Annotated in this window: 15 protein-coding genes; 5 read left to right on the top strand and 10 right to left on the bottom strand. The window is 65.3% G+C overall.

Annotation, left to right across the window (positions count from 1 at the left end; genetic code table 11):
- Positions 1-69: 69 nt before the first annotated feature.
- The 3 genes from BJD12_RS08435 to BJD12_RS08425 all read right to left on the bottom strand — a co-directional run bounded on the left by BJD12_RS08435 (position 70) and on the right by BJD12_RS08425 (position 3,741).
- A complete protein-coding gene (locus BJD12_RS08435; protein WP_042828154.1) occupies positions 70-1,101 on the bottom strand; it encodes a LacI family DNA-binding transcriptional regulator in 1,032 nt (343 codons plus the stop codon).
- A gap of 400 nt (positions 1,102-1,501) precedes the next feature.
- Positions 1,502-2,242: an acetoacetyl-CoA reductase gene (gene phbB, locus BJD12_RS08430; RefSeq protein WP_005993781.1), complete on the bottom strand. Its 741-nt coding sequence runs from the start codon at positions 2,240-2,242 to the stop codon at positions 1,502-1,504.
- 170 nt (positions 2,243-2,412) lie between these two features.
- Positions 2,413-3,741 carry a CitMHS family transporter gene (locus BJD12_RS08425; protein WP_005993783.1) on the bottom strand — a complete coding sequence of 443 codons (1,329 nt, stop codon included), beginning with the start codon at positions 3,739-3,741 and terminating at the stop codon, positions 2,413-2,415.
- A gap of 71 nt (positions 3,742-3,812) precedes the next feature.
- Between BJD12_RS08425 and BJD12_RS24195 the strand changes: the two genes are divergently transcribed.
- Positions 3,813-3,989 (top strand): hypothetical protein, encoded by a 177-nt coding sequence (locus tag BJD12_RS24195; protein ID WP_155616297.1) that lies wholly within the window; start codon positions 3,813-3,815, stop codon positions 3,987-3,989.
- On the opposite strand, the gene BJD12_RS08420 is transcribed toward BJD12_RS24195, so the two are convergent.
- Positions 3,974-5,167: an OprO/OprP family phosphate-selective porin gene (locus BJD12_RS08420; protein WP_042828155.1), complete on the bottom strand. Its 1,194-nt coding sequence runs from the start codon at positions 5,165-5,167 to the stop codon at positions 3,974-3,976. The two genes, BJD12_RS24195 and BJD12_RS08420, sit on opposite strands and share 16 nt — an antisense overlap.
- A 260-nt stretch (positions 5,168-5,427) precedes the next feature.
- On the opposite strand from BJD12_RS08420, the gene BJD12_RS08415 reads away from it, so the two are divergent.
- The 4 genes from BJD12_RS08415 (at position 5,428) to BJD12_RS08400 (ending at position 9,603) form a co-directional block, all read left to right on the top strand.
- Entirely contained in the window at positions 5,428-6,129 is a 702-nt protein-coding gene (locus BJD12_RS08415; protein WP_005993785.1) for a response regulator transcription factor, read from the top strand.
- Positions 6,122-7,507 carry a sensor histidine kinase gene (locus BJD12_RS08410; protein ID WP_039421621.1) on the top strand — a complete coding sequence of 462 codons (1,386 nt, stop codon included), beginning with the start codon at positions 6,122-6,124 and terminating at the stop codon, positions 7,505-7,507. Before BJD12_RS08415 ends, BJD12_RS08410 begins: the two co-directional genes overlap by 8 nt.
- Positions 7,507-8,556 (top strand): ABC transporter substrate-binding protein, encoded by a 1,050-nt coding sequence (locus BJD12_RS08405; RefSeq protein WP_039428597.1) that lies wholly within the window; start codon positions 7,507-7,509, stop codon positions 8,554-8,556. The genes BJD12_RS08410 and BJD12_RS08405 overlap by 1 nt, the downstream gene beginning before the upstream one ends.
- Before the next feature lie 408 nt (positions 8,557-8,964).
- Positions 8,965-9,603, top strand: a complete 639-nt coding sequence (locus BJD12_RS08400; RefSeq protein ID WP_005990924.1) for a response regulator transcription factor — start codon at positions 8,965-8,967, stop codon at positions 9,601-9,603.
- Between the two features lie 146 nt (positions 9,604-9,749).
- On the opposite strand, the gene BJD12_RS08395 is transcribed toward BJD12_RS08400, so the two are convergent.
- The 6 genes from BJD12_RS08395 to BJD12_RS08370 all read right to left on the bottom strand — a co-directional run bounded on the left by BJD12_RS08395 (position 9,750) and on the right by BJD12_RS08370 (position 18,486).
- The gene (locus BJD12_RS08395) at positions 9,750-10,136 is read right to left on the bottom strand and encodes an Atu4866 domain-containing protein (protein WP_005990921.1); all 387 of its coding nucleotides are present in this window, start codon (positions 10,134-10,136) and stop codon (positions 9,750-9,752) included.
- Positions 10,133-10,678: a nuclear transport factor 2 family protein gene (locus BJD12_RS08390; RefSeq protein WP_005990919.1), complete on the bottom strand. Its 546-nt coding sequence runs from the start codon at positions 10,676-10,678 to the stop codon at positions 10,133-10,135. Before BJD12_RS08390 ends, BJD12_RS08395 begins: the two co-directional genes overlap by 4 nt.
- A 16-nt stretch (positions 10,679-10,694) precedes the next feature.
- Positions 10,695-11,765: an aldo/keto reductase gene (locus BJD12_RS08385; protein WP_005990917.1), complete on the bottom strand. Its 1,071-nt coding sequence runs from the start codon at positions 11,763-11,765 to the stop codon at positions 10,695-10,697.
- 455 nt (positions 11,766-12,220) lie between these two features.
- Entirely contained in the window at positions 12,221-14,341 is a 2,121-nt protein-coding gene (locus BJD12_RS08380; protein ID WP_228861022.1) for a TonB-dependent receptor, read from the bottom strand.
- Positions 14,342-14,694: 353 nt separating this feature from the next.
- Entirely contained in the window at positions 14,695-15,531 is an 837-nt protein-coding gene (locus BJD12_RS08375) for a DUF1460 domain-containing protein (protein WP_042827843.1), read from the bottom strand.
- A gap of 309 nt (positions 15,532-15,840) precedes the next feature.
- Positions 15,841-18,486, bottom strand: a complete 2,646-nt coding sequence (locus BJD12_RS08370; protein WP_005990911.1) for a hybrid sensor histidine kinase/response regulator — start codon at positions 18,484-18,486, stop codon at positions 15,841-15,843.
- Positions 18,487-18,518 lie beyond the last annotated feature (32 nt).

Genomic DNA, 18,518 nt, shown 5'->3' with positions numbered 1-18,518 from the left:
CCGCGCGCACGCTTACGATTCCCGATTCCCGATTCCCGATTCCCGATTCCCGATTCCCCGCCTCACGCCTCACGCCGACTCGCGCACCACCAGTTTCACCGGCATTTCAACCGATTCCACTGTTTCGCCCGCGATCAGCGCCAACAGCCTGTCGACCAGCAAGCGCGCGGCCAGTCCCAGATCCTGCCGCACCGTGGTCAGCGGCGGCTGGCTGTAGGCGGCCAGCGGAATATCGTCAAAGCCCACCAGCGAGATGTCCTGCGGCACGCGATGGCCGGCTTCGACCAGGGCGCGGATGGCACCCACGGCGATCACGTCCGACGCCGCAAATAGTCCATCCGGCGGGTCGGTCTTCTTGAGCATGGCGCGGGTGAGGCGGTAGGCATCCTCGCTGACGAAATGGCTGCGCGCGTGCAGGCGGGTGTCGAACTCCAGCCCGTGTTGTTCCAGCGCATGACGGTAGCCGGCAAACCGCGGCGCCACCTCGGGGAGCTGGTCGTCGCCCAGAAACGCGATGCGCTGGCGGCCGCTGGCGATCAGGTGTTCGGTGGCAAGCGCGCCGCCCTGGAAGTTGTCGCTGCCCACGCTGATGTACGACTGCCCATCGATGCGGCTGCCCCATACGGCCATCGGCAGGCCATCGCGCGCAGCTTCGTCCAGCGCGGCGTGTTCGGAACTTTGCCCGAGCACGATCACGCCATCGGAGCGGCTACCGCGTGCGAGCTGCTCTACCCAGCCATCCTGATGTCGATCCAGCTTGGACAGCAACATGCTGTAGCCACGCCCGGTGAGCTCTTCGGCCAGCAACGCTAGCATGGTCATTAGGAATGGATCGGACAGCGGTTGATCCAGTGCGTGCATCATCGGTACCGCAACGCTCACCGTGTTGGAGCGCTTGGCGCGCAGGCTGCGCGCAACCGGGTCGACCTGGTAGCCGGCATCGGCGGCAATCTGCTTGATATAGGCGCGGGTCCGCTCGGCCACCACCGGACTACCGGCCAGGGCGCGCGACACGGTGGACTCGGACACGCCCGCCATGCGGGCGATGTCGGCCATCTGCGGGCGCGCATTGGGCGTGGTGCGTTCTGAAGGTTTGGCCATGGCAGCGCACTGCGGAAAAGCCAGAGTGTAATCAGTTCGCACTAGAGGCGGGTTGTTCGTGCAGTGGCGGTCGCTTGTGCGCGACGGCGCTGTGCCATTGCGCACACGCGTCCTAGCCGTGCGACGACGGTTGCAGGTCACGCGCCGGGCGGGCGCGGCTGTCGGGTGCTGCATCGGGAGGCAGCGGGACATCAGCGGTCAAGTGGCGTATGCAATGTCGAGAGCGGCGAAGGAAATGCCGAGAACCGCCGGCAGGTTGTCATGGACAGTGCGCAGGACCGTAGCGGGGTATTTGCCGATTCCAGGTGCCGGCGGCATCGCGGTTGGGTGAATCGTTCTGCGTGATCGCAGCTGGCGTGCCGATGTGTGCACGACAACCATTCGTAACCAACCGATCGTGTCAGCCCATATAAAGGCCGCCGTTGACTGCATAGTCGGCGCCGGTCACATAGGCGGCATCGTCGGAGGCCAGCCATGCGCACAGTCCGGCAACTTCGACCGGCTTTCCCAACCGGCGCACCGGCACCGAGGTGGCCAGGCGGTCGAGCACGTCCGGCGGAAAACTGCTGATCGAGGCGCTGGCGATATAGCCGGGCGAAATGGTATTGACGGTGACCCCACGCGAGGCGACTTCCTGCGCCAGCGCACGGCTGAAACCATGCATCGCGGCCTTGGCGGTAGCGAAATTGATCTGCCCGATCTGGCCCTTGTGCGCGCTGACCGAGCCGATATTGACGATGCGTCCCCAGCCGCGCGATGTCATGCCATCCACCACCTGTTTGGTGATGTTGAACAACGAATGCAGGTTGCTGGCGATCACCGCATTCCAGTCGTCGCGTGTCATCTGCCGGAACAAGGTGTCGCGACTACCGCCTGCGTTGTTGACCAGCACATCGATCTCGCCGACTTCGGCCTTGACCTTGGCGAAGGCTGCCACCGTGGAGTCCCAATCGGCGGCATTGCCTTCGGAGGCGACGAAGTCGAAGCCCTGCTCGCGCTGTTCGCGCAACCAGGCCGACTTACGCGGCGAATTGGGCCCGCAACCGGCTACCACGGTATGCCCGCTGCGCGCCAGCTTCTGGCAGATTGCGGTGCCGACACTGCCCATGCCGCTGGTGACGTATGCGATGCGGAGAGTCATTGCTTGAACTCCTTCGGAGTTTGGGAATGGGGAATCGGGAGTGGGGAATCGGTAGAGCAGGAGCCGCTGTTGCGGGTCCGTTTTTTTCAGAGTGGAAGTCGGGAATCGAAATGCGAGCGCAGCACTGCTCTACCGATTCCCCACTCCCGCTTCCCCATTCCCGGCGGCGGTCAACGTGCCAACGGGAAGAGACCAAACAACAACCCGCCGCCCAGCATCAACATCGAAATCAGCACCGCCCACTTCAGCGTGAAGCGCTGATGGTCGGCAAAGTCGACCTTGGCCAGGCCGACCAGCAGATAGGTCGAGGGCACCAGGGGGCTGAGCAGATGCACCGGCTGGCCGGCGAGCGAGGCGCGGGCCATTTCCACCGGGGTAATGCCGTAGTGGCCAGCCGCCTCGGACAGGATCGGCAGCACGCCGAAATAGAACGCGTCGTTGGACATGAAGAACGTAAACGGCATGCTGACGATCGCGGTGATGACCGCCAGGTACGGGCCCCAGCTGTCCGGGATCACCGCCAGGAAGCTGCGCGACATCGCTTCCACCATGCCGGTGTTGGACAGGATGCCGGTGAAGATGCCGGCGGCAAAGATCAGCGACACCACCGACAGCACATTGCCGGCGTGATTGACCAGCCGGCGGCGCTGTTCGGCCAGGTTGGGGTAGTTGATCATCAGCGCCAACGCGAAGCCGATCATGAACAGCACCGGCATCGGCAGCACGCCGACGACCAGCGCGCCCATCAGCGCCAGGGTCAGGATCAGATTGACCCACAGCAGCTTGGGACGCTTCATGTCCTCGGTGTCTTCCACACGCGGCAGGGCGTCGTTGTCTTCGGGAATGCTGGTGTCCAGCCAGTTGCCGTCGGCCGGCAGGCGCACCACGCCTAGACGGCGACGCTCGCGCATGCCCAGATACCACGCCAACGCGAGGATGCCGGCAATCGCCAGCAGCATCGCCGGCACCAGCGGCACGAACACATCGGCCGGGTCCACATGCAACGCTGTCGCCGCGCGTGCGGTGGGGCCACCCCACGGGGTCAGATTCATCACGCCGCTGGCCAGGATGGTGACGCAGGTGAGGTTGAGCGCGTTCATGCCCAGGCGCTGATACAGCGGCAGCATCGCCGAGACGGTGATCATGTAGGTGGTGGAGCCATCGCCGTCGAGCGAGATCAGCATCGCCAGGATTGCAGTGCCCATCACGATCTTCAGCGGGTCGCCCTTGACCAGTCGCAGGATGCGCCCGACCAGCGGGTCGAACAGGCCGGCATCGATCATCACCCCGAAGTAGAGGATGGCGAACATCAACATCACGCCGGTGGGCGCGATCTTCTTGATGCCCTCGAGCATCATCTCGTTGATGCCGGAGCCGAAGCCGCCCAGCAACGCGAACACGATCGGCACCGTGATCAGAGCCACCAGCGGCGACAGCCGCTTGCTCATGATCAGGTACATGAAGGTGATCACCATTCCGAAACCGAGCGCGGTCAGCATGCGGGCAGATCCTTTGGGACATACAGCAGGGAGAGGGTGGAGCGCGCCGCTGCGCAGGACAGGCAACGGCGATGACGTGGTTGCGCATCGTGCGCGGCCGCCGAGCGCATTTTCGTGTGTCGAACTGGCCGCTGCTCCTGATGCGCCGGATCAGCAGTGACGACAACGGCGCCATGCTTGCGCTGCGCAGTGCTTTCAATCGCCTTGCATCCTGGCCCAGGCATGCACGTCATCAGAAGTCGTACTGAAAGCGGCCAGTCACCGCCAGCGTGTGGTCCACGACCGCATCGGCCATGCGATCGCGGTTGCGGCTGTCGATCACGTTGAGCATCACGCGCAGATTCGGCCTGAAATACCAGTTGCCGCCTAGCGTCCACGACTGCGTGCTGGCATTGAGGAAGTCCGGTTGCCCATCCAGATGCTGATCGCCGCGCATATAGTCATAGCGCAATGCCAGCTCGAACGCGCCGGAAGGGCGATGAGGTGTGGCGATACGGCTGAAACGACCAGTCTTGCGGTCGTAGCCGCGCGACTCGCCGGTCACGAACCAGCTCACCAATCCGTAGCTGGCCAACACCTTGGCGTGCTGCGCGCCGTCGTCGAGCAGGCCGCCACTGAATTCGGTCTGCCAGGACCACGGGCCAAGCACTTCGGCATATTCCAGCGACCACTTGTCGAAGTCTGTATCGCGGCCATCGGCAAAGCGCGCCAACGTGATGCGGCTGTTGTTGGCCAAATCGTTTTCCGGCCGAGGGCGGATCAACAGCGATGCCGCGCCACCGCTGCCGGGATGCGAATAGCGCTCGTGCGCCAGCGAGATGCCCAGGTGGCGCAAGCGCGCCTCGCCCATTTCCGGCGCGTAGGTCAGGCGCGTACCGAGCGCCCCGCCCTTGGTAGACGAGTTATCGATGCTTTCCAGGCTGTAGGCGGCCGTGGACCAGGTCGCATCCGGGCGATTGGTCTGCCAGGAAATCGCCTTGCGGTAGATCGGTGCCAGGGTGGTCGAAGCGTATCCGCGTTCCAGAAACGGGCCGTAGTTGGAACCGGTGCGATCATCCAGCGAGAAGTATTGTTTGAACTGGCCAACGGTCAGCGTACCGGCAGAGAATTTCTTGGCGATGTACACATCGCGCGCCAGGATGCCGCGGCTGCCTGATTCGTACTGCAGGCCGGCAAATTCCGCTTCGGCCTTGTAATTGAATCCGTAGAACTTGCCTGCCACATCCAGCCACACGCGGCGGAACTGGGTGTCGTTGCGCTCGGGTGTGCCGCGTTCATCGTTGTCGAACACGGTGAAGTCCCAGTGCACACGCCCGCCCACCTCGGCAGTGACCGGGCCGGCCTCGTCGGCCGCGTGCGCCGCCGGTGCCAGGCAGATCGCCGCGCAGGCGGTGAAGGCGCGCAGACGCAAAGTGTCGTTGCTCACAGACCCTCCCAGGTACATGTGTGAATCACGTTCAGCGATGCACCGCACAACCACACTGCGGCGCGTTGGGTGCAGCCTAGTCCCGCGAAGCTGTCATGGACCTGTCGTTGGGGGGGAATGGGGAATCGGGAATGGGGAATCGCAAGAGCGGGATTGGGGCAGCGGAATTGTTGGGGCGTAGAAGCTTTTGTTCGCCTGGCCTGTTACCTTCCGGCCGCGACCCATCGCCGTTCCGATTCCCCATTTCCGATTCCCCATTCATGCGCCTGCTGCTAGTCGAAGACAACGCCGACCTCGCCGATGCCATCGTGCGACGCATGCGCCGTAGCGGGCATGCGGTGGATTGGCAGGCCGACGGGTTGGCGGCGGCCAGCGTGTTGCGCTATCAGAGCTTCGATCTGGTGGTGCTGGATATCGGCTTGCCCAAGCTGGACGGATTGCGCGTGCTGGCCGGGATGCGCGAACGCGGCGATAGCACGCCGGTGCTGATGCTCACCGCGCGCGATGGCATCGAAGACCGCGTACAGGCATTGGACGTGGGCGCGGACGATTACCTGGGCAAGCCGTTCGATTTCCGCGAATTCGAGGCGCGTTGCCGTGTGCTGCTGCGCCGCAATCGCGGCCAGGCCAGCGAAGTGGTGCAGATCGGCGGATTCGTGTTCGACAACGCCGCACATACGGTGACCCTCGATGGCACGCCGATCGAATTGCCCAACCGCGAATACCGTCTGCTGGAAATCCTGATCGGGCGACTGGGCCATGTGGTCGGCAAGGACGAGATCGGCAACGGCCTGTTCGGTTTCGACGACGATGCCGGGCCCAATGCGATCGAGCTGTATGTCGGTCGTCTGCGGCGCAAGCTGGCCAGCGCGCCGCTACGCATCGTCACCGTGCGCGGTGCCGGCTACAAGCTCGAAGAAGCCGACCCGCATGCACCGGTGGAGCCGGGCAGCGATGGCTGAGCCGCTGACGGTGGCGCCGTCGATCCGGCGCACCTTGCTGCTGTATCTGGGCAGCCTGTCGCTGCTGGGCGCGGTGGTGCTGTTTTTTGCGGCGCGCGATTACGGCGAGCGAGCGGCCAACCGGTCCTACGATCACCTGTTGGTGTCCTCTGCGCTATCCATCATCGATAGCGTGGCGCTGGTCGGCGGCGACTGGCAGGTGGATCTGCCTTACGCCTCTCTGGATCTGCTTGGCATGGCGCCGGAAGATCGCGTGTTCTACCGCGTGTTCGATGCGCAGGGCCGCACCATCACCGGCGAAGAGGCGTTGCCGCTGCCGGCGCGCGCGCCCAGCGATGAGCGGCCAGTATTGTTCGACGCGCAGTACAGTGGCGAGCCAGTGCGCTTTGCAGTGGTGATGCATCGGGTGGCATCGGCCTCCGGGCAGGGCGAGGTGCGCGTGCAGGTGGGCCAGACCCGGCGCGCACGCGATGCGGTGGCGCGCGATGTGGTGCTCAACGCCTTGATCGCGATCGGGGTGTTGTCGCTGCTGGCGCTGGGCCTGGTGTGGCTGGGCGTATACCGCGCGCTGCGCCCATTGCAGCGCATCGAGCGCGACCTGTCGCGGCGCGAGCCATCGGACCTGAAACCGCTCAACGTGCCGGCGCCCCAGGAGATGCAGTTGATGGTGGCCGCGCTCAATCGCTTCATGGCGCGGCTGTCGTCCAGCAACGAGACCTTGCGTGCGTTCATGGCCGAAGCCGCGCACCAGATGCGCACGCCGCTAGCCGCGTTGCGCGCGCAGGCCCAGTTGGCCATGGACGACGACGACCCGCGCGACATGCAACGCAGCCTGGCCGCGATCGAGCGCAACGCCAGCCACATGAGCCGCCTGCTCAATCAATTGCTCAGCGATGCAAGCGTGATCCATCGTTCGAACCTGCAGCGTTTTGCCACGGTGGACCTGGCCGAGGTGCTGCACCAGGCATTGCACGAAGCGTTGCCGCGTAGCGAAGGCGCACCGCGCGTGCAGCTGGCCATCGATCCGCAGCCGGCACTGCTGCGCGGCGATGCGTTGCTGCTGCGCGAAGCGCTCAAGAATCTGATCGACAATGCCTGCAAATACGGTGGTGGCGCGTCGCTGCAGGTGGCGTTGACCAGCGATGGCAATCACCACGTGCTGACCATCGCCGACCACGGTCCAGGCATTCCGGCCGCCGAAGCCGAGCGAGTGTTCGAACGGTTCGTGCGTGGTCCGGATGCACCGGCGGGCGGGGCGGGCCTGGGGCTTGCCATCGTCAAGCGCGTGGTCGAAGCGCATGGGGGGCGTATCGATCTTGCCAATCGCATCGGTGGCGGGTTGATTGCCTCGTTGCATTTCCCCGGGGGAACCACGTGATGCGCAGGCTGTGGGCGATGGTCTTGTTGCTGGTGCACGGGTTGGCTTTGGCGGCGCCGGGCGATGTGCGGCGCTTTCCCGCGCCTGGGCCGATGCATGCGCAGCTACGCGTGCAGGGTTCCACCGATCTGGAAGTGTTCGGCGCGGTCATTCAGGACTACCAGCGCCTGCATCCCGGCACCGAGGTGATCTACGAGGATGTGATTGCCTGGGACATCTATGCGCGCTATCTGCGTCCGGGCGTGGGTGCGCCCACGGCGGACATGCTGATCAGCGCCAGCATGGATCTGCAGACCAAGCTGGTGAACGATGGGCACGCACTGGCCCATCGTTCTGCCCAGACCGAAGCGTTGCCGGTCTGGGCGCAATGGCGGCACGAGGTATTCGGCATCAGCTACGAGCCGGTGGCCATCGTCTACAACACACGCAAGCTCGACGCCGCACGCGTCCCGCGCACGCGACGCCAACTGCTGGCGTTGCTGCGTGCGCCCGATGCGCCGTTGCGCGGCAAGGTGGGCACCTACGATGTCGAGCGCAGCGGCGTGGGCTACCTGTTCGCCACCCAGGACGGGCAGGTGGGTAGCATTGCCGGCGCGCTGCTGGCCGCGCTGGGCGCAAATCAGGTCAAGCTGGAAGAGCGCACCGGCACCTTGCTGGACCGTGTCAGTCGCGGCGAGTTGCTGCTGGCCTACAACGTGCTCGGGTCCTACGCGCAGGCGCGCATCGATGCCGGTGCGCCACTGGGTATCGTGCAGCCGCAGGACTACACGCTGGTGGCGCTGCGCACCGCGGTGATTCCCAAGAATGCACCGCACGCGCCGGAAGCGCGCAGGTTTCTCGACTATCTGCTGTCGCCACGTGGCCAGCAGGTGCTTTCGCGCGAAGCGCGGCTGATGCCGATCCTGCCGGCCGCCGGCGGCCGTGGCGGCTCGGCGCAACCGCCGTTCCGGCCGATCCCGCTCGGTCCCGGCCTGCTGGTGTATCTGGACAAACTCAAGCGTCGACAGTTCCTGGAGGCGTGGCGGGCGAGTACGCATCCGCCGCGTTAGGGTGCGCATTCGCCGTCTAGATGATGTAGTGCTGTGCTGGCACGGTCGTGGCTACAGCCGGCCAGCATCATGGGTGGTTGCGCGACATCGGTGCAGCGTTGCCATCGTCATTGAGTGCTACGCGGCACGGCTGTCTGACGACGAATGGATATTGGGAAGGCCGATGCGCGCGCAGGCCAGTGAGCGCCTTGGTTCCAACGCGCGCGATGCGACCCGCGTGCGCAGTGGGGGTGCGGACAGCGCCGGCCAACCGATGAAGACAGCAAAAGCGCACTGGTAGCCGATTGCGCCGCGATCAAACGTCGATTGCCTGCTCCGCACCGTGCCAGCGGGGTTCAAGCACTGACCACCGGAGCACGGTCGGCGCCGCTGCGGCACACCGACGCGCCCATGTGCCAGACTTGGCAGATGGCCGATCTCACCATTCTCGTCGCCGACGACCACCCGCTGTTCCGTGCCGCCGTGATCCACGTGCTGCAGCAAACCCTGCCGCAGGCGCAGGTAGTGGAAGCGTCCAGCGCCACCACGCTGAGCGCGATGCTGCGCTCGCACCCGCAGGCCGAGTTGGTGCTGCTGGATCTGGCCATGCCCGGTGCCCGCGGTTTTTCGGCGCTGTTGCATGTGCGCGGCGAACATCCGGACATCCCGGTGGTGGTGATCTCGTCCAACGATCACCCGCGGGTGATCCGGCGCGCACAGCAGTTTGGCGCGGCCGGCTTCATCCCAAAATCCACGCCGGCCGACACCATCGGCACTGCGGTGGCCAGCGTGCTGGACGGCGGTACCTGGTTTCCGCCCATGACTGCCGAGCGCTCGGAGGCGGACGCGCAACTGGCGTCCAAACTCGCCCAGCTCACCCCGCAACAGTTCCGCGTATTGCTGAGCCTGGCCGATGGCTTGCTCAACAAGCAGATCGCCCACGAACTCGGTCTGGCCGAGAACACTGTCAAGGTGCATGTCACCGCCATCCTGAAAAAGCTCGATTGCTACAGTCGCACGCAGGCGGCGGTGCTGGTCAAGGCGCTGGAGCCGGAAGGCGAAGGCTGAGAACACCACGTCGCGTATGGGGTTGGAACGGCAAAAAAACGTCGCGAACAGTCGTCGGTTGGGTGTGGAAAGCGCGCTCATGCCCAGCGTGGGCGAGTGGTGCATGCCGCACTGAGCAAAGGGTGTGCAGTGGTCCATGAAGCACGTCAGTCAGCCCGCTGGCGATAGAACACCATGCCGCCGTGGTGCAGCTCGTCGGCACCGACGAAGCGGCCGTCGGCAGTGAATCCGCTGTCGTCCCAGTAATGGATGGTGTTGCCCGTGACTTCGTACCGGCCCTGGTAGGCGCTTTGCCGTGCATGGCGTGCTTCGTCGTAACGGCCGTTGGCCAACAAGGCCTGGCGGATCTGCCCATCGCGGGTGACCCACATGCCGATGTAGGGATGCTGTTGCATGGTCGTCTCCGTGCGGAGTGGGGAATGCGTCGTCGCCATCGGGCGCGCGGTGGCGTCAAGCGGGGTGGCATTGCAGAGCACGGCGGCACCCGCGCCGAGTGCAACAGCAATAGCGGCGCTCATGCGTGCATCGGTCATGTGCTTGTCCTGCGTCGCAGTTGGGCGGGTGCACGTTGCAGCACCGCGTCGTAGGCGGCCAGATCCAGATACGCATCCACCTGGACAGCTTTGCCGTCGCGCATCCGCAGGATCCAGACGTACTGATTGCGATAGATGTCGCCGTTGGGCAGGTTGGCAGCGCCTTGCCATTGCACGATGACGTGCTCGCCATCGGCCCAGAGTTGCCGCCGCAACGGGCGCAACGGCGATGCCAAGCGCTCGGTCAGTGGGCGCACCGCCTTGTCGATCAAGGTGTCGCGGCCATGCAGGGTGCCGGCGCTCGGGCCGGAGCCGTGGATGGTCCACACCACGTCCGGCGACAGCAGGTCTTCGAAGAAGCCGGTGCCGCCTGCCTGCCAACGTGCGAATGCGGCATCGACGCATTGCGTGTTGCACACCTGCTGCGATGTGCCGGCGCAGCCATCGGCGGCGGCTGCCGATCGCGGAACGATTGCCCCGGCGCCGGCGAACGCGCCGGCGGCGAGGCACAGCGCTGCGGCGATGGCGGATGGTCTGGTCATCTGCGGGTCCTTTGCATCAGCTACGGGGCTGCAGTGCGTGCGTGCCGTAGATCAACTGCTGCGCCATCGGCCGGCCGATGAAACGCGCCGGGAAGATCGGCGACAGGCCGCTGGCCTGATCCAGTCGTGCCAGTTGGTCGTCGTTGAACACGATCTCCAGTGCGCCGAAGTTGTCTTCGGCCTGTTGCAGCGTGCGTGCGCCCATCACCGGCGAGACCACTGCCGGATTGCGCAAGGTCCAGGCAAGCGCCACTTGCGAGCGCGAAGCGCCCAGCTCGTCGGCCACCGTGCCGACCACATCGGCGATTTCCAGCGCGCGCGCGTTGAGATGCCCGGTGGAGGCGATCACGCCCTTGCGGCTGGTGGAGACCTCTGCCGCGTTGTCGTCGGACAGATCCGCGTGGCTGTACTTGCCGGTCAGGATGCCGCCGCCCAGTGGCGACCACGGCAATACGCCCAGGCCCAATTCACTCGCCATCGGCAGCAACTCGTGTTCGACGGTGCGCTCGACCAGGCTGTATTCGATCTGCAGCGCGACCAAGGGCGACCAGCCGCGCAGATCGGCCAGCGTCTGCAATTGCGCCACGCGCCAGGCCGGCGTGTTGCAGATGCCGAGGTACACCACCTTGCCGGACTGCACCAGGTGCTCCAACCCGCACATCACTTCGTCCGGCGAGGTGGTGAAGTCCCAGGCGTGCAGATACAGCAGGTCGATGCGATCGGTGTCGAGCTGACGCAGGCTGGCCTCGACCGAGCGGATCAGGTTCAGACGATGATTGCCGCCGGAATTGATGTTGTCTGCATCGCGCGCCATGGTGAATTTGGTCGCCACCACAAAGCGCTCGCGACGCTGCTTGAGCAGGCCGCCGACGATGTGCTCGGCGCCGCCGTTGGTGTAGTTGACCGCGGTGTCGATGAAGTTGCCGCCGCGGTCGGCGTAGGCATCGAAGATGCGCCTGGCTTCGCTTGCATCCGCGCCCCAGCCCCATGCCTCGCCGAAGGTCATGGTGCCCAGCGACAGCGGCGAGACGCGCAGCCCGGAGCGGCCGAGCAGGCGGTAGTGGTCCAGCGAGCGTGTCTGATGCATGTGGGTCTCCCGTGCGTCGTTGCGTGCTGCAACTGTGCAGCCTGCAGATCCGGCAGCGTGAGCCCGGTTATCCGGCATCCTTGCCTGATCGTCCGGATCGTGCGCGAAGCGCTTTTATGCGGCGTGGGCAGTGCTTGTCATGCCTGGCAGCAGACGGTTGGATGGGCGGACGCGCGTGCCGTCTATTGCCGGTGCATCGGCATGCTGCTGTGCGCGGCTACGCGATGACACGCGTATCCGGGACCGGCGGTGCAGGTTGTCCGGGGCGGGCAGTGAACAACCGCGACGCTGAGCAAAGGGGCCTCTGCATGCATGTGGGCCGGGCTGCGGAAACGACACCGACGATGCCTCACGATCATCCGGCAGCGAACTCAAGCAAAACGGGGATCACCGCCACCGCGGCACGCTTGCGCATTGCTCCCCGCGCAAGCGTGCTGCTGGCGACGGCCACCTCATCAAAAATCCAGCGAATATCCCAGCGTCAGCGTGCGGCCACGGCCGGCGAAATAGCGTAGCGGCTCGACCAGGGCCGATTGCGAGTAGTAGGTGATGTACTGCTTGTCGAACAGGTTGGACACGCCCATCCGCAAGGCACCGCGCGGTAGTGAGTAGTTGAAGGTTGCATCGACCAGCGTGTACCCGCTGAAGCGCTTGTCCGCTTCGTCGAAGGATTGGCTGAAGGCATGCTGGGCCTGCACGAACGACGACAGCTTTGGCGTCCACTGCGCCGACCATGAGGCGATCACGCGATTGGGCGCCACGTTGAGCCCATCCAGGCGCGCATCCAGTTGGCCATCGTTGTCGCTGTCGTAGCGGCCGCGCGTGTATGCATAGGCCAGGCGCAGGCGATGCGCAGCATCCAGGCGATACCCCAGGCTGGCGTCCACGCCCTGCACGCGGGTTTTTTCGCGGCTCATCATGAAGGCGCCATTGATCGGTACCACGCGCGTACCCAGATCCGAGTTGGACTGGAAGTAGCTCAGGTCGGCATCGAACGCGCCGCGTGTGAGGCGGGTGCCGGCTTCTACGCTCTTGGTCAGGATCGGTTCCAGCGTGCTCAGGCTGGCCACGCGCGTGCCGGGCGTGTTGATCGCACGCAGCACCCTGCCCACATCCGGCATGCCGAAGCCTTCGGAATAGCTGGTGAAGAAACTCACCCCTTCGACCGGTGTGTAGACCAGGCCGGCGTTGTAGAGGGTCTGGTTGAAATCGAGCGTGCCGCCTTCGACATCGACGCGGTTGTAGCGCCACAAGCTCTGGTAGCTGTCGATCTTCAGCTCGGCCTCTTCGCGGCGTATGCCGGCATGCAAGGTCAGCGTGGGCAGCAGTTTGTATTCGCCTTGAACGAACAGCGAGAGGTTGCGATAGTCCGACTCCGGCACGTAGGTGCGACCGGTGCCGTAGAGATCCTGCTTGCCGGTATCTGCCAGCAGGTCGATGCCGCCGGTGAGCTTGATCCGGCTGTCGAGCAGGTCGTCCTTGGTCAGGCTGACCTTGCTGCCCCACTTGGAGGCGACCGACCGCGATTGGTCGTACAGCGTGCCGACCGGTGCGATACGCGGGTCCTGGAACGTGGACGAATTATCGGCGCCGAACAGCCCTTCGAATTCCTGGTTGAACACCATCGCACTCAGCTGCATGCCAGCCAGATCGTCGTGGCTGTACGACAGGCTGGAGGTCAAGACATCGTTCCACGGCGCAGTGCCTTGTGGGGTGCCACGCACCGAGGTGGTGGGGAGGCCTTGCGTACGGTTGCCGGCGATGCCGATGTAGTCGTTGTCGTTCTTGATGCGGTAGCGGTTGACGCTGACACTCAGGCGCTGCGCATCGGTGAGCGCGTAACCGAGCTTGGCCAGCACGTCGTAGCTCTTGGAGGTCATCAGGTCGCCCTGAGTGTTGTCGGCGCCGATCGGCCGGCCTTGTCCATCTACGTAAAGGCCTTGATCGCTGTAGCTGGCCGAGAACAGGTAATCGAGCTTGTCTGTGCGGCCGTCCACGCGGTAGCGGGTCTCAACGCTTGTGGTTTCCGCACGCGTTTGCGCGGTGGGCGCGGTGGCCTGCACATCGACGTGCTGGTTGAGCTCACCGTCGCGCGGGCGCCGGGTGATGATGTTGATGGTGCCGCCGGTGGCGCCCAGCCCGTTGATGGCGTTGGCGCCCTGGATCACCTCGATCCGCTCGACCATCGAGTAATCGATGGTGTGCGCCTCGCGTCCGGTGGGACGGATCGGATTGGACTGCGGCACGCCGTCGATCAGGATCAACGGCGTACGCCCGCGCAGCGTTTCGCCGCTGCCATTCATCTTGCCGCGGCTGGGCGTGTACGACGGAATCAGGTTGGCCAGCACGTCGGAGGAGTTGCTAGAGATGGTCAGCTGCTGCTGGATCTGCGCCTTGTCGATGATCAACACCGTTTGCGGCGATTCGGCCACGGTCATGTTGGAGCGCGAGGCGGCCACCACCACCGTATCCAGCGTATCGGTGACATCCGATTGGGCCGAAGCGGTGGCGGAGGCGAACAGGCAGAGGGTGGCAACGAACGGCATGCCGGCCGATCCATGGGCGGAAAGCTTCATCGAGTAAGAGCTCCAGGGCGCTGACGGCGCACGTGACATGCTCCGTGACGCAAAGTCAAATGGGAATCGTTCTCGATAGTGTAGCAGGTGCAGTCGCCCGGGTGCCTGGCACGCTACCGGTTGGGTGCGCGAGTGCCGGCGTCGCACCGACCTCCACGCGATCGCTCAGCGGCGATCGTGCAGATCCGCACGCTGCGTTGGCATCGCACGCTCACCCAGTGCGCGCTGCAGCGGGAGATGGGTGAGGGCTCGCCCACGCCCATCGACACAGTGTGGCTCCGGCAATGCACCAGCGGAGCGGACCGAGACGATGCTTGCCGCCGGACTGGCGGTTGCCCGCATGGCGACCGGGATCAGGGTCTGGCCCTGTAGACGACGATGCCCTGCGTGCGGGCAACGTACTCCATGAACGGCGAGTCCACGACCTTTTCGTTTTCCGGGCGCGATGAGGCATTGCGTAACACCGGGCCCCGGTCGGTCATGACGAAGATGCCGACATGGCTGACATCCAGCCCGGGCGCCGGCGAGTACCTGCCCACATAGTCGCCGGTGCGCAGTTGTCGGACCACCGTGCTGTCCACATTGACGGCGGGGATGTAGGTGATGGACCGCTGCACCAGCGGCAATCCCGGCAGATAGTTGCTGCCATCGGCCTTGAGATTGAGTGTCTTGTCCACGCTCACGGCCCTGGGGCTGAGCGTTGCGGTGATGTCGTCGGCAAGCTGGTAGGGACGTGCGACCCAGTCCGAAAAGAAGTGCTTGCGCGAGGTGAAGCCGATGACGCCATCGACGTAGCGGGTGAGGACCACGCGATCGACGAAGTCCTGCTGCGAATGGGCGTGGCGCGCCGCTTCGACATAGTCCAGATAGGTGAAGCAATCCAGGCCCCTGAAGTCGATGATCAGCCGCTCCGGCACGGTGGCCGAGCCCTGCAGCATGTTGGCCTGATACGGCGTGCCGAGAAATTCTGCCGAGAGCAGCTTGATCAGATGCCCCGGACTCATGCCGCGATGCTTGGATGCCTGGTGCAGCACGCGGTCCAGGGTCTGCAAGGTGTACGGGTCCATGTCCGCGCGCACCGGGCCGGAGGGCGGCACGGTCGCCGATGGTGTGGACGCCTGCACGGGCATCTCCGCTGCGCAACCTGCGGCAAGCAACGCGGTCAATATCACCGAGGCAGGCCTGAACATGAGGACTCCACAACTTTCTGGGGGCGGAGAAAAATCGGCAGGTGAGCTGTGTACGATGCAGACGTGTGCAGCAATGGACGCAAGTACTCTAGCGCCATCGCCAACGCGCGCTTGAGGCAGCACGCACTTCGGTACGCTGAAACGATCCGGCGAAACTCGCCGGACCATGCAGGGCCAGGAAATCGCCGCATGGGACGCGTGCAGTACGGCGCGCCATCATTCGGCCTCTCGGCGGCAAGCAGGCCGGAAGCGTCGCGACACACCCAGCGCAGCCCTTTGTTGCCTGTCGATGCTGCGCGACGGCGCAGTTCACCCGCGCCGCAACAGCATCTGTGTCATCAGGGCACGCAACGCCGGCGGGCGCACCGGCTTGGACAGAAAGCCCCAGCCTAGTTCCTGTGCATGCTCGCGCAGCGCCGGGTCGGGCTCTGCGGTGACCAGGATGATGCGGGGCTCATGTTGCCAGCGGCCTACCAGTTGCGGCAGCAGCATCGGGCCGTAGTGCGCGCCCATGCGCACATCCAGCAGCAGCAGTTCCGGTGCGTCATCGGCGCTGGCGCTGGCCAGCGCTTCGTCGGGGCCGCCGGAAAAATCCACGCGGCATTCCCAACGTTCCAGCAGCGCGCGGGTGGCCTCGCAAACACGTGGGTCGTCGTCTACGCACCAGACCCGGCAGCCGTGCAGGATGGGTTCGTTGCCGTGTTCGGCGGTTGCGGTGGGCGGCGGCAACTGCGTGGCGATGGCAGCGCGTTCGCCCAATGGCAAGGTGACCGAAAACACGCTGCCGCTGCCCAGCGTTGAACGCAGGCCGATGCGGTGGCCCAGCAGGCGGCCGATACGTTCGACAATCGCCAGCCCCAGGCCCGCGCCGCGGTCATTGGCCACGCCATCGTCCAGGCGGCGGAATTCTTCGAAGATTTCGTGCTGCAACGCGTCCGGAATGCCGGGGCCCTGGTCGTGCACTTCGATACGCAACCAGCCGCCACGCCGACGGCAGCCGATCAGCACGCGTCCGCGCGGGGTGTAACGGATCGCGTTGGACAGAAAGTTCTGCAGGATGCGGCGCAGCAGGGTTTCGTCGCTCAGCACCACTACCGATGTCGGCACCCACTCCAGCACCAGCCCGCGGTCTTCGGCCAGGATGCCGAACTCGCGCGCCAGCGTTTCCAGCAACGGAGCCAGTGCGAAGTCGCGCACCTGTGTCTTCAGGCTGCCGGCTTCCAGGCGCGAGATGTCGAGCAGGCTGTTGAGGATGGCGTCCTGCGCGGCCAGGGCGCCATCGATGTTGTCGACCACGCGCGCGCTGCCGGGCTCGCGCACCTGCCCGCGCAGGACCGAGACGAACATGCGCGCGGCATTGAGCGGCTGCAGCAGGTCGTGCACGGCCGAGGCGACAAAGCGGGTCTTGTAGCGGTTGGCGCTTTCGGCCTCGCGTTTGGCGGCAGCCAGGTCGCGGGTGCGCTCGGCCACGCGATGCTCCAGCGCATCGGCCAGCGAGCGCAGTTCGCGCGCGGCGTTCTTGTAGCTGGTGATGTCGGCGTAGCTGGTGACAAACCCGCCGTCGGGCAGCGGATTGCCGCGAATCTCCAGCACCGTGCCGTCTTCCTTCTCGCTTTCACGCATGTGCGGCTTGCCGCTGCGCAGGTGGTTCAGCCGTCGCTCGATGGCCGCTTCGATCGGCCCCGGCCCCAGCAGCCCGCGGCGGGCATTGAAGCGGAACAGGTCCTCAATCGGCCGGCCGATCTTGAGCAACTCCGGTGGGAAACGGAACAGTTCCACATAGCGCGAGTTCCACGCCACCAGGTTGAGCGCCTCGTCGATCACCACCACGCCTTGCGGCAGATGTTCCAGGCTGCGGCTCAGGCCTGCGTTGGACTGCTGCGCGGCCGTGACCACGCCATCCTGGGCGGTGCGCAGTTCTTCGGCATGTTGTTGTAGCAGGGTTTCCAGCTCATGCCGGCTGCGCTGACGCAACGCCGACAGCCGACGCCGTTGCTGCACGAACAACCACAGCAACGCCAGCGCCAGCCATGCGCCTGCGGCGGCGATGGCGGCGGCGCGCCCGGCGGCGGCGCTGGCGCGGGTGTCGTGCAGCAGATGCAGGCGCCAGCCACTCTCGGGCACTTCCAGCGTCTGCCACAGCACTGGTGCGCCGAGCGGCGGGTCGCGCACCTCGGCCAGCACGCCGCCGTTGCCGGTCTGTTCGATCAACCGCCGACGCAACGGCAGCAGCCCCTGATTGGCGTACTGGCGGGTAGTCTGCAACTCGGTGCGGTCGCGCGGGGTGAGCGGCGCCAGCATGCGGTAGCGCCAGCTGGCGCGGCTGGCCAGAAACACCACGCCGTGCGCATCGGAGGCCAGCACGATGTCCGGCGTCTGCAGCCATTCGCGCTCCAATGCGGCCAGCGCGATCTTGATCACCACCACGCCCTGCACCTGGCCGGCATCATCGACGATGGCCTGCGACAGGAAATAGCCCGGCTCGCTGGTGGTCATGCCGATGCCGTAAAAACTGCCGCTGCCGGTGGCCAGCGCCTGTTGGTAATACGGGCGGAAGGCGTAATCCATGCCGACATTGCTGCGCGCCGCGCGCCAGTTGCTGGCCGCCAGCGCAATGCCGCTGCGGTCGATCAGGGTCAGCGTGGACGACTGGGTGACGTTGTTGGCACGTTCGAGTTTGAGGTTGAGTTGCTGCACCTGTGCAGGGGATAGCGGGCCGGCGACTGCCGCGCGCAACTCCGGATCCAGTGCCAGAATCTGCGGCAGCGTGCGATAGCGGTCGATGCGTTGCTGCAGCGCTTGCGCATACAGACGCAACTGCCGACGCACGGTGGTGCTCTCCTCGCGCAGCGCATTCTGTTCGACGAAGTGCCCGGCCGGCAGCATGGCCACCACCATCCCGCCCAGCACGATGACCAGGGTAAGCAGCAGGCGGCGGCGTTGCGAGGCATACATGCCGTCAAGTATGGCGTTCCGCTCCTGCACGC

It is taken from the genome of Xanthomonas vesicatoria ATCC 35937 (assembly GCF_001908725.1).
GTDB lineage: Bacteria > Pseudomonadota > Gammaproteobacteria > Xanthomonadales > Xanthomonadaceae > Xanthomonas > Xanthomonas vesicatoria.
The sequence above is the reverse complement of the archived record's forward strand: the minus strand, read 5'-3'. Positions and strand labels throughout refer to the sequence as shown.